Origin of the sequence: Catenulispora pinisilvae (assembly GCF_015356865.1) — a bacterium.
Taxonomy (GTDB): domain Bacteria; phylum Actinomycetota; class Actinomycetes; order Streptomycetales; family Catenulisporaceae; genus Catenulispora; species Catenulispora pinisilvae.
In genome coordinates, this window is sequence record NZ_JAAFZA010000125.1 from 18,366 (window position 1) to 29,528 (window position 11,163).

Annotated in this window: 10 protein-coding genes; 6 read left to right on the forward strand and 4 right to left on the reverse strand. The window is 70.9% G+C overall.

Translation table 11 applies throughout. The annotated features are described in order from the left end of the window. Positions 1–88 precede the first annotated feature (88 nt). Positions 89–466 (reverse strand): winged helix-turn-helix transcriptional regulator, encoded by a 378-nt coding sequence (locus tag IZR01_RS29175; RefSeq protein WP_194897112.1) that lies wholly within the window; start codon positions 464–466, stop codon positions 89–91. 160 nt (positions 467–626) lie between these two features. Between IZR01_RS29175 and IZR01_RS29180 the strand changes: the two genes are divergently transcribed. Continuing rightward, positions 627–1,352, forward strand: a complete 726-nt coding sequence (locus tag IZR01_RS29180; protein WP_194925729.1) for an alpha/beta hydrolase — start codon at positions 627–629, stop codon at positions 1,350–1,352. Between the two features lie 83 nt (positions 1,353–1,435). On the opposite strand, the gene IZR01_RS29185 is transcribed toward IZR01_RS29180, so the two are convergent. Genes IZR01_RS29185 through metX form a run of 3 tightly spaced genes read right to left on the reverse strand, consistent with a single transcriptional unit; the run spans position 1,436 to position 4,487 of the window. After that, positions 1,436–1,918, reverse strand: a complete 483-nt coding sequence (locus tag IZR01_RS29185; RefSeq protein ID WP_194897110.1) for a CoA-binding protein — start codon at positions 1,916–1,918, stop codon at positions 1,436–1,438. Further along, positions 1,915–3,261 (reverse strand): O-acetylhomoserine aminocarboxypropyltransferase/cysteine synthase family protein, encoded by a 1,347-nt coding sequence (locus IZR01_RS29190; RefSeq protein WP_194925730.1) that lies wholly within the window; start codon positions 3,259–3,261, stop codon positions 1,915–1,917. The genes IZR01_RS29185 and IZR01_RS29190 overlap by 4 nt, the downstream gene beginning before the upstream one ends. Next, a complete protein-coding gene (metX, locus tag IZR01_RS29195) occupies positions 3,258–4,487 on the reverse strand; it encodes a homoserine O-acetyltransferase MetX (protein WP_194925731.1) in 1,230 nt (409 codons plus the stop codon). The genes IZR01_RS29190 and metX overlap by 4 nt, the downstream gene beginning before the upstream one ends. 99 nt (positions 4,488–4,586) lie before the next feature. Between metX and IZR01_RS29200 the strand changes: the two genes are divergently transcribed. The 5 genes from IZR01_RS29200 to IZR01_RS29220 all read left to right on the forward strand — a co-directional run. After that, positions 4,587–5,135 carry an OsmC family protein gene (locus tag IZR01_RS29200; protein WP_194897107.1) on the forward strand — a complete coding sequence of 183 codons (549 nt, stop codon included), beginning with the start codon at positions 4,587–4,589 and terminating at the stop codon, positions 5,133–5,135. Between the two features lie 28 nt (positions 5,136–5,163). Continuing rightward, a complete protein-coding gene (locus IZR01_RS29205) occupies positions 5,164–6,417 on the forward strand; it encodes an NAD(P)-binding domain-containing protein (RefSeq protein ID WP_194897119.1) in 1,254 nt (417 codons plus the stop codon). Positions 6,418–6,471: 54 nt separating this feature from the next. Then, positions 6,472–6,891, forward strand: a complete 420-nt coding sequence (locus IZR01_RS29210) for a cupin domain-containing protein (protein WP_194897106.1) — start codon at positions 6,472–6,474, stop codon at positions 6,889–6,891. A gap of 154 nt (positions 6,892–7,045) precedes the next feature. Continuing rightward, entirely contained in the window at positions 7,046–9,913 is a 2,868-nt protein-coding gene (locus IZR01_RS53555) for a helix-turn-helix transcriptional regulator (protein WP_194925732.1), read from the forward strand. Between the two features lie 45 nt (positions 9,914–9,958). Further along, positions 9,959–11,163 (forward strand): AAA family ATPase (locus IZR01_RS29220; protein ID WP_194925733.1); only part of this gene is annotated, 1,205 nt, incomplete at its 3' end.

Consider the following 11,163-nt stretch of genomic DNA (forward strand, 5'->3'; position numbering starts at 1 on the left):
CGGACCGGTGGCTGCAATACTTGTTCGCTCTATGACTACGGGTGTACGTCAGTCCGCGCAACGTCGCACTCAAAGCCGCTCGTCGCACTCAAGGCCGCGCGTCGTACTCGGCCCGGGCGGTGTCGATGAGCTCTAGATGCGCCAGGCTCCACTGCAATAACGGTGCGGTGGCCTCTCTGAGGGTCCGGCCCATCGGCGTCAGCTCATAGGTGACATGCGGCGGCATGACCGCCTCGACGGTCCGGGTCAGGATCCCGTCGCGTTCCAGGGTGCGCAGCGTGACGGTCAGCATCCGCTGGCTGATCCCGTCGATGCTCCGCTTGAGTTCGGTGAAGCGCATCGGGCCGGTGCTGAGATTGCGGACGACGAGCAGCGACCACTTGTCCCCGACGATGCCGAGCACCACGCGGGACCGGCACGCGTCCGTCGGCAGGGGTGCCTCTGCGTCGGCTTGTGACGCGGCCATGGTTACCTCCTGAGAACCGAGGCACCTAAATGTGCCTTATTGCCCTGCCCGCTCCCTGCGCGCGACCATGATTCCAGTTCCTAAACAGAACCGAGGAACCTATCGTAACCGCTATGCGCGCACGGCCGATAGAGCCGTGCCCGGCGAACAGGAGCCACCCATGTCCACATTTCTGCTCGTCCACGGAGGCTGGCACCAAGGAGCCGCCTGGCAGCGGGTGGTCCCGCTCCTGGAAGCGGCCGGGCACCGGGTGTTCGCGCCCTCGCTGACCGGCTTCGGCGACAAGGCCCACCTGCTCGGCTCCGAGATCGGGCTGGACACCCACGCCGACGACGTCGCCGGCCTGATCCGCGAGCACGACCTCACCGACGTCATCCTGGTCGGCCACAGCTACGCGGGCCTGGTCATCTCCTCCGCCGCCAACCAGGTCCCGGACCGGATCGGGCACCTGGTGTACCTCGACGCGATGGTGCCGCTGGACGGGGAGAACTCGATCGACGTGATGCCGGTGACCGCCACCCTCGTCGAGGGCGCGCTGCGATCGGAGAGCGGCTGGCGTGTGCCCCCGATGCCGGAGTGGCCGGAGCCGTTCGGACTGTTCGGCGTCACTGACCCAGCGGACAAGGCCTGGCTCCGCACGCTGCTCTCGGACCAGCCGGTGCGTACCCTGCAAGAACGGGTCCGCCTGGACAACCCGGCCGTGAACGCGATCCCGCAGACCCACATCCACTGCGTCGGCGCGGTGCCCGAGGACATCGAGCGGCGGCCGGTCCCGCCGGTGCAGCCGAACGGTTCCCCGGCGCAGGTGTGGGAACTGCCGACCGGCCACGACTGCATGGTCACCATGCCGGTGGAACTCAGTGAGCTGCTTCTCAAGCTCGCTTAGCGAAGCAGCGGCGCACTCTGCGTATCGCGGAGCGCTTTTCGCGGAGGGCGTTATCGCGGAGCGACCCGGTCACTGCGACCCGGTCACTGCAATCCGCTGCGGACGGCCGTGATGCGCTGGGTGTTGAACCCGAGCCAGTGCATCCGTCCGGCGTACCGGGCGTGCTCGATCTTGATGCAGCGGTCCGCCACCACGCTCAGACCGCCGTCCTCCGCGATCCGCATCCCCTCGCCGCTGATCACCCCGAACTGGCACCACAACGTGGACGCGCCGATTTCCACCGCCTCCCGCGCGATGTCCGGTACGGCGTCGGGCGCGCGGAACACGTTCACCACGTCGACCGGCTCCGGGACGTCTCGCAGGCTCGGATAGCTGGTCTGGCCGAGGACTTCGGTCTCGCGCGGGTTCACCGGGACCACGTGGTAGCCGTGCCGCTGGAGGTAGTAGCCGACGAAGTAGCTGGCCCGTAGCTGGTTGCCCGACAGACCGACCACGGCGATCGTGCGCGCGGTGTTGAGTACGCGCTGGATCGTCAACGAGTCCTGATACCGCGCGAGGTCGGTCATGCCACGGCCCCTTCCGTCTCGACGTTCCCGATCGCCGCGCCGGTGCCGGCGAAGGCCTGCTCCAGGTCCCAGAGCAGGTCCTCGACCGACTCCAGGCCGACCGACAGTCGCACCGTTCCGGGCCGGACGCCGGCCGCGCGCAGTTCGTCGTCGGAGAGCTGGCGGTGCGTGGTGCTCGCGGGGTGGATGATCAGGCTCTTGGCGTCGCCGACGTTCGCCAGGTGCGACCACAGCGTGACGCCGCCGATCAGTCCCTGCCCGCCGGCGCGGCCGCCCGCGCAGTCGAAGGAGAACACCGCACCGGCGCCGCGCGGCAGGTACTTCTCTACCAGCGGCTGGTACTTGCTGCCCGGCAGGCCGGGATAGGTGACGTTCGAAGCCAGCTCGTGTCCGTCCAGGAACGCCGCGACGGTCACCGCGTTGGCCACGTGCCGGTCCATCCGCAGAGACAGCGTCTCGATCCCTTGCAGGAAAAGGAAAGCGTTGAACGGCGACAGCGCGGCGCCGAGGTCCCGCAGGGTCTCGGCGCGCAGCTTCATCAGGTAGCCGTACGCGCCGAACGTCTCGTGGAACTTCAGGCCGTGGTAGGCCGGGGAGGGTTCGGCGACCACCGGGAAGCGGCCGTTGGACCAGTCGAAGGTGCCGGCCTCGACCACGACGCCGCCGATGCTGGTGCCGTGCCCGCCGAGGAACTTGGTCGCCGAGTGCACCACGACGTCCGCGCCCCACTCGATCGGGCGGCACAGGTACGGCGTGGCGAACGTGTTGTCCACGACCAGCGGCAGGCCGTGGCCGTGCGCGATGGCGGCCAGGGCCTCGATGTCCAGCACGTTGCCCGCCGGGTTGCCGATCGTCTCGCCGAAGAACGCCTTGGTGTTCGGCCGGACCGCCGCCGCCCAGGCTTCCGGGTCGTCCGGATCGGCCCAGGTCAGCTCGACGTTCATCTTGCGGAACAGGTGCTTGAACTGGTTGACGGTGCCGCCGTAGAGGGCCGAGGAGGACACGATGTGGTCGCCGGGCTCCAGCAGCGTGAACAGCGCCGCCGCCTGCGCCGCGATCCCGCTGGCGAACGCCACCGCGCCGGCGCCGCCCTCCAGGTTCGCGACCCGTTCTTCGAACGCTGCGACGGTCGGGTTCATGATGCGCGAGTAGGTGTTGCCGTACTCCTGCAGGTTGAAGTACGCCGCCGCGGACTCCGGGTCTTCGAACACGTAGCTGGCGGTCTGGAAGATCGGGACCGCCCGGGCCCCGGTGTTCGGGTCGGGCCGCTGCCCGGCGTGCAGCTGCCGGGTGTCGAAGCCGAACTCGCGGGGCTGTTCGGTGCGGAAGGCGTCGCCGCTCATGGACTCCTCTTCGTCTCCTCGGTGCCGTCGGCCAGGAATCGGCGGACGATCGGGATCTGGCGGGCCTCCTCCAGCAGGAAGCTGTCGTGGCCGTAGGGCGCATCGATCACGTGGTACTCGACCGGCTTCCCGAGGGCGCCGAGCGCGTCGGCGATCTCCTGGGACGCGGTCGGCGGATACAGCCAGTCCGAGCTGAACGCGATCAGCAGGGTGCGGGCCGAGATCGGTTTGAGGGCGCGCTCCAGCGAGCCCTCTCCGTGCTGCCGGGCCAGATCGAAGTAGGTCAGGGCGCGGGACAGATAGAGATAGGTGTTCGCGTCGAACCGTTTGACGAATGAATCGGCCTGATGGCGCAGGTAGCTCTCGACCGCGAACTCCGGTTCGGTGATCGTGTGGCGGATGTCGTCGGCGGCCTGTAGCCGGCGGCCGAACTTGGTGTCCAGCGCGGGGGCCGAGAGGTAGGTGACGTGGCCGACCATGCGCGCCACGCCCATTCCGGCCTCCGGCGCCCGGCCGGTGCCGGGATAGCGGCCGCCCTGCCAGGCCGGATCGGCCATGATGGCCTCGCGGGCGATCGCGTTCCAGGCCACGCCTTGCGGATGCAGGGCGTGCGTCGAGGCGATGGCTATGACGGCCCGCACCTGCTCGGGGAACAGGATCGCCCACTCCAGGGCCTGCATGCCGCCGAGCGAGCCGCCGGCCACGGCCGCGAGCCGGCCGATGCCGAGGGCGTCCAGGAATACGCGCTGGGTCCGGACCAGGTCCGCGACGGTGATCACCGGGAAGTCCGGTCCGTAGGGCCGACCGGTGTCAGGGTTCGTCGACGAGGGCCCGGTGCTGCCGCGGCAGCCGCCGAGCAGGTTGGTGGAGACGACGAAGTAGCGGTCGGTGTCGAAGGCCTTGCCCGGGCCGATCATCCCGTCCCACCAACCCAGCGTCGCACCGGATCCGCCGTCGCGCTCCTCGGCGGCGAAGCCGTCTCGGGTTCCGGACCCGGACCGTCCGACGGATGAGACACCGGCGGCGTGCGCGTCGCCGCTGAGGGCGTGGCAGACCAGGATCACGTTGTCGCGCTCGGGCGAGAGCGTGCCGTAGGTCTCGTACGCGATCCGCACCTGGCGCAGCTCACGGCCGCATTCCAGAGAAACCGGCTCGGGAAGATCGAGGTACCGCGTCCGGACGGCGCCGACCGATTCGGCCGGCGGAGCAGGTGCGGACTGGGACACGAGGGCTATGTTACGCGAGGTCCTCGCGCTATTGTCGAGTATCCAGGTGGGGATTCAAGACTCACCGGGCGACATCAGCGGAGAAAGGGCGGCTCGGGCATGACCACGGTCACCAATGGAGTCAACGTTCAGGCGCTGCTCGATGCGCGGGAGGTGCTGAAGGGTGCGCCGGAGGCCGCCCAATTCACCTGGCGCGCTTCGTCGACGTGGCGGGACGGCGTGCACAGCACCACCACGGTCCGGGACTTCTTCGGTCTGGGCGAGGAGCGCAGCCACAAGACGGAGTCGGTGTTCGAAGCCGACCACCCCGAGGTCTTCGCCGCCGAGGACAACGGCATCACCCCGATCGAGTACCTGCTGGTCGGACTGGCCAGCTGCCTGACCGCCGGGGTGGCCTCCGTGGCCCAGAACCGCGGCATCCAGCTGCGCTCGGTGCAGTCCACGGTCCAGGGCCGGCATGACATCCGCGGCATCCTCGGCGCCGACAGCGACGTGCGCAACGGCTTCAACGACATCAAGGTGACCTTCACCATCGACGCCGACGCCTCGCCGCAGGAGATCGAGGCGCTGGTGGCGCAGTCCCAGAAGCGCTCGGCGGTGTTCGACGCGCTCACCAACCCGACCGACGTCACCGTCGAAGTCGCCTGAGGACCGCGCCATCGAGCACACCGACGCGCTGGTGATCGGCGCCGGTCACGCCGGCCTGGCCGTCAGCCGCTTCCTCGGCGGCGCCGGGATCGACCACCTCGTCCTCGAGCGCGGCGAGGTGGGCAACTCCTGGCGCCGCGAGCGCTGGGACTCCCTGCGCCTGCTCACCCCGAACTGGCTGACCCGGCTCCCGGACCACCCGTATCAGGGCCCGGATCCCGACGGCTACCTGAGCGCGCACGAGGTCGCCGACTTCATCGGCGGCTTCGCCGCGGCCTCCCGGGCCCCGGTCCGCACCGGCACGGAGGTCACCTCGGTGCGGGCCGCCGCCGCAGACGGACAGGGGCACGGGCACGGACACGACGGGTACCTGGTGCGGACCGATCAGGGAGAGATCCGGGCCCGGTGTGTGGTCATCGCCAGCGGAGCGTGCAACGTCCCGGTGGTGCCGGGCTTCAAGGACGCGCTGCCCGACTCCATCAGAGAGCTGACACCCTTCGACTACACCGGCCCCGCCGCGCTGCCCGAGGGCGGGGTGCTCGTCGTCGGCGGGTCGGCGACCGGGGTGCAGCTGGCTGCCGAGTTGAGACGGTCGGGGCGGCCGGTCGTGCTTTCTACAGGGGAGCACGTCCGGCTGCCCCGGACGTACCGGGGCCGGGATGTGCTGTGGTGGATGCAGGCCTCGGGCGTGTGGGACCAGCGCCACGATGAGGTCGACGACCTGGAACGGGCCCGCGCGCTGCCTTCGCCGCAACTCGTCGGGACTCCCGAGCGCTCGACGCTGGACCTCAATGCCCTGATCGAGCTCGGGGTAGAGCCGGTGGGCCGCTGGGCGGCGGTCCGCGACGGCCGCGCGCTGTTCTCCGGTGGGCTGCGGAACGTGTGTTCGCTGGCGGATCTCAAGATGGAGCGGTTGCTCGACACGTTCGATGAGTGGGCTCGGAAGTATGCGGACGACGACCTGACCGACGAACCGCAACGCTTCGCGCCGACCCGCGTGCCCGCCTCGGCGCGGCTCCAGCTCGACCTGCGCGGCGGGGAGATACAGACGGTCGTGTGGGCCACCGGGTTCCGCCCCGACTACCGCTGGCTCGACGTCCCGGTGCTCGACGCCAAGGGCCGGCTGCGCCATGTCGGCGGCGTCGTGACCGACAGCCCCGGCCTCTACGCGGTCGGGCTACCGGTACTCCGGCGGCGCAAGTCCACGTTCATCCACGGCGCCGAGGACGACGCGCGGGAGGTAGTCGAGCACCTGACGGGGTACCTGGCCGGCCGGCACTGACGCCCTACCCTTGCTTGGTGAGAAGGAGCTTGGCGAGAGGGAAAGGGCCACATCGTGACCGACCAATGGCACACGCCGCTGCGCCACATCAAGGCCGCCGACCTGTCCGGGGACACGCGCCAGACCTCCGGGATGACTCGGCTGGAGGCGGTGTCCGGGAAGACGGTCGGCGCCGAGAAGGTGTGGATGGGCCAGACCCACGTCGGGCCGGCCACGAACTCGGGGGACCACCACCACGGCGAGGCCGAGACCGCCATCTACGTGGTGTCCGGGAACCCGGTGTTCGTGTTCGCCGAGGGCGAGGAAGAGGTCAGGATCGAGACCGGGCCGGGGGACTACGTTTTCGTGCCGCCGTATGCGCCGCACCGTGAGGAGAATCCCGGTACCGAGGAAGCGGTGGTGGTGATCGCGCGCAGCAGCCAGGAGGGGATCGTGGTCAACCTGCCGAGCCTGTGGCCTGAGGAGCGGCCGTGATGGGTGGAGATCGCCACCCCGATTAGCTCGGAACTTGGCGCGATCGGACCGCAAACCGTTCGCAATGGCGGGTTTTCTCCGGACGGGTTTTCTCCGGGCCGCCACGGCCCTTATTTCCGGGCGATCAGTCCATCCCCGCTGAAATACTCCAGGCGTGGAACGTCGAAATGACGTCGGGACGGCTTCCACGGTTCACGGCCGTATGGCCGAGTTGCACGTCATCGCGCAGCTCGTCACCAGTCCGGCCAGCGGCCCGCGCGCCGTCCTCGTCACCGGAGAACCAGGAATCGGAAAGTCGACGCTGCTCGAAGCCGGCGTCGCTCTCGCTCACCAACATCACCTCCTCACCCTGACCGTACGCGGCACCCCGGCCGACGGGCAGCGCTCGTTCGGCGGCCTCGCCGAACTGCTGCGGCCGTTGGGGGCGGGCGTCCTCGTCGGGCTGCCGGAACCGCAACGGGTGGCGCTGGACGTCGCCCTCGGCCCGGCCGGTGCCGAACCGTCCATGGGCGCGACCCCGCCGGTCGGCCCGCGCGAGATAGCCGCCGGCCTGCTCGCCATCCTGCGCCGCCTGGGCCCGGCGCTCATCGTCATCGACGACCTGTCCTGGCTCGACCTGGCGACCCTCGACGCCCTGCGCTTCGCTTTGCGCCGCATCGGAGAGGGGCGTCTGCGGGTCCTGGCCTCGCGCCGGACGGCCGGCGTGATCGAGGACCCGCTCCCGCGTCCGGCCGCCGACGATGTTCTGCCCGTCGGCACGTACGAGACGTTGGCGTTGGGCCCGGCCGACCCGGCCACGATCGAGGATCTGCTCGTGGAGCGGCATCAGCTGCGACTGGCGCCGCCGGTCCTGGCGAACGTGGTCGAGCAGACCGGTGGAAATCCCTTCTGGGCATTGGAGATCGGCGCCGCGCTGGCCCAGGCGCCCGGATTCGACGGCGATCTGCAAGCGCTCCCGATCCCGCCGACTCTGTCCGCTCTGGTCGCGGCCCGCCTGGCGAAGCTGCCGCCGGCGGTGGTGCAGGCGTTGCTCGTGGTCGCGGCGCTGCCGCAACCTTCGCCTGCCCTTGCCGTTCGCGCGTTACAGACCCAGGTCGCGCATCCCGAGGCCGCGGTGGACGATGCCGTCGCCTCCGGCGCGGTCACCGCCGAGGGAAGCCAGCTGCGTCCGGCCCATCCGCTGCTTGGGTCTGTCGCGCTGAACAGCCTCACTGCTGAGCAGCGCCGGAGCCTGTATCAGAGGCTTGCTACGACGGTCACCGACCCGGAGCAGCGCGCGCGGCATCTGGTCCGGGCCACCGGACCCGGCCCGGATGCCGCCACCGCCGCGGCGATCGACGCCGGGGTCGCCGTGGCCGAGGCTCGCGGGGCGCTCGCCGCCGCGGCCGAACTCGCCGAGCTGGCTGTGGGCTTCACCGCTTGCGCGGACCTTGGCGAGGGCGAGGTTGAGATCGGGGGCGAGAGTGAGAGTGGGGACCGGAACCGGGACGACCTGCGCCGACGCAGACTGACCGCTGCCCGCCTGACCCACCGGGTCGGGGACATGGCGCGCGCCGCCCGGCTGGCCCGGGACGTGAGCGACGGTGCTGACCTCGACACCACGCGCGAGGCGCTGGCCGTGCTGGTCGAGGCGACGTACTGGACGCAGGGCCGTCCGGCCGCGCAAGCCGTGCTGCGTCCGCACCTCACCGGCCCGGCAGCCGACGAGCACCTGCGCGCGGTCGCGCTCGCCCTCGCCGCTGACTACGGCGACGGCCGGGAGACCCAGCGTCCGGAACTTGTGCGGCTGGCGCTCGAATCCTTCGATCGGGTGGGGGACGATGCCGACGCCGTCGCGCTCTGTTCGGCTCTGCGCTACCAGGTCGGCGTCAGCCTGGACTCCGGTCAGGGGATCCCGGAACCCGTCGTGGCTCGTATCGCCGCGATGCAGGCGCGTGCAGCGCATCAGGCCAGCTGGACCCGGTTGTCCGTCGTTCAGGGCTTCTGGCGTAAGGCCGTAGATGATCTGGACGGTTCGCGCGTCGCGCTGCACGCCGCGATCGCCCAGGCCCAGGCCGAGGGCGACGACGCGGTCCTGCCCACGCTGTTCAGCCATCTGGCGATCACCGAGTGCTGGGCCGGCGATCTGCGCTTGGGGCGCAAGGCTGTCGCTGACGGGTTGAGGTTGGCCGCACCCGGCGGCGTCGCGCCGTTGACGCTGTATGCCGCCGACGCCTTGCTGCGCGTGCTCACCGGCGATCTGGACGGAGCCCGGAAGCTGGTCGCCGAGCAGCGGGCCGGCGGACGGGAGACGATTCAGCCGCAGGGCGACGTCTTCTACGAGCACGTACTCGGTCTGGCGGCGCTGCTCGACGGCGGCTTCGAGGACGCTCGCGAGCGGTTGGAGCGGGCGTATCGGCTGGCACAGGGTGCTGACATTCTGGAGCCGGGGCGGCGGCAGCGGCTGGAGCCCGATCTCGGGCAGGCCTTGGTGGCGACCGGGGATTTGGAGGCTGCCAGCGCGCTGGCGGCTGAACAGCGGGAACTCGGCGAGCGGATGAGGCGGCCGACGCTCGTCGGCATCGCGCACCGCCTTGACGGGGCCGTGCTCGCCGCCCGGGACGACCTCGACGGCGCCGTCGCCGCGCTGCGCCTGGCGGTGGCCGCGCATGAGCGGTCGCCGCTGCGGCTCGAACTCGGTCGCAGTCTGCTGACTCTCGGCGGCGTCTATCGTCGGCGACGGGCCAAAACCGAGGCGCTGCCGGTGTTGCAGGCTGCCGTCGATCTGTTCACCCGGGCCGGCGCGGTTCCGTTCGCGGCGCAGGCTCAGGCTGAGCTTGATCGTGTGCAGCGGGCCCGCTCTGGCGGCGTCCTCACTGCCACTGAGACCACGGTCGCCGAGTTGGTCGCCGGTGGGCTGAGCAACCGCGAGGTCGCTGAGCGGTTGGTGACCAGTGTGCGCACTGTCGAGGGCCACCTCGGCTCGATCTATCGCAAGCTCGGTGTGCGTTCGCGTACTGAGTTGGCGCGCCGCCTGGCTTAGCGCCGGGCCTCATAACATCTCATCGCGAGAAACGAACCTCAAGCCATGACACAAGAACTGATCAAGTCTTCGCTGAACGCGCACCTGTTGGTCATCGCGCGGCCGACCGAACTCGCTGCGGTGCGTGAACTGCTGGCTGACGCCGCCGAACGTCCCCGCGCACTCCTGCTCACCGGCGAGGCCGGCATCGGCAAGTCGACCGTGTGGAGCGCGGGCGTGGAGTCCGCACGCGAAGCCGGGTGGCGGGTGCTCACCGCCCGCGGGGACCAGACCGAGACGGGGCTCTCCTTCGCCGGCCTCACCGACCTGCTCGATCCGGTGCTGGACGAGGTGCTGGACCGGCTGCCCGAGGCGCAGCGGACCGCGTTGGAGATCGCGATGGTCCGGCGGCTGCCCGAGGGCGGGCAGCTCGGTCCGCACGAGGTCGGGACCGCCGCTGCCGCCGCGGTGCGTGAACTGTGCCGGGACCGGCGGCTGCTGGTGGCGATCGACGACCTGCCGTGGATCGACCGGGCGAGCATCGAAGCGTTCGAATACGCGCTGTCGCGGCTCGGCGGCGAGCGCCTGCGCGTGCTCGCTACCCGGCGCACGGCCAGCACGCTCGCGGCGGCTCCGTCGGCCCTGTCGGCTCCGTCGGCGCCGTTGGACCCGGCGGCTCCGCCGGCGCCGGGCCTGCTGCCTGCCGAGGACGTCGCCATGGTCCCGGTCACCGCGATCGACGCCGTAGCCGCCGCGGATCTGCTCGCCGGCCGCCTGGACCTGCGGCTGCCGACCACCGCCCTGCACGACCTGGTCGAGCACAGCGGGGGCAACCCGTTCTGGATCCTGGAGTTCGGCGCGGCACTGCGGCGCGGCGACGGCGATCGCGGCCCGCTGCCCATCCCCACCGCACTGGCCGACCTGGTCCGCGAGCGGCTGGGCAGCCTGCCGCCCGACGCGCGTCAGGCCCTGGTCGTCACCGCGGCTCTGCCCCAGCCAAGCCCGGCCCTGGTCGCCCGAGCGCTCGCCGACCAGACCGCGGACCCGGCCGCCGCGCTGTCCCGCGCGCTGGCCTCCGGCGTACTGACCGCCTCCGAATCACCCCAGCGGCTGCGCCCAGCCCACCCACTCCTCGGCGCCGCCGCCCTCGACACCCTGCTGCCCCTGGCCCGCGCCGCCCTGCACCGCCGCCTGGCCGACCTCGTCGACGACCCCGAGCAACGCGCCCGCCACATCATGCGCGCCGCCACCGACCCCCCGAACCCCGAGAC

What these genes read in the sequence shown, in the direction of transcription:
- IZR01_RS29200 (WP_194897107.1), top strand. Translation starts at nt 4,587, where the DNA reads ATGACCACGGTCACCAATGGAGTCAACGTTCAGGCGCTGCTCGATGCG.
- IZR01_RS29180 (WP_194925729.1), top strand. Translation starts at nt 627, where the DNA reads ATGTCCACATTTCTGCTCGTCCACGGAGGCTGGCACCAAGGAGCCGCC.
- IZR01_RS29190 (WP_194925730.1), bottom strand. Translation starts at nt 3,261, where the DNA reads ATGAGCGGCGACGCCTTCCGCACCGAACAGCCCCGCGAGTTCGGCTTC.
- IZR01_RS29175 (WP_194897112.1), bottom strand. Translation starts at nt 466, where the DNA reads ATGGCCGCGTCACAAGCCGACGCAGAGGCACCCCTGCCGACGGACGCG.
- IZR01_RS29185 (WP_194897110.1), bottom strand. Translation starts at nt 1,918, where the DNA reads ATGACCGACCTCGCGCGGTATCAGGACTCGTTGACGATCCAGCGCGTA.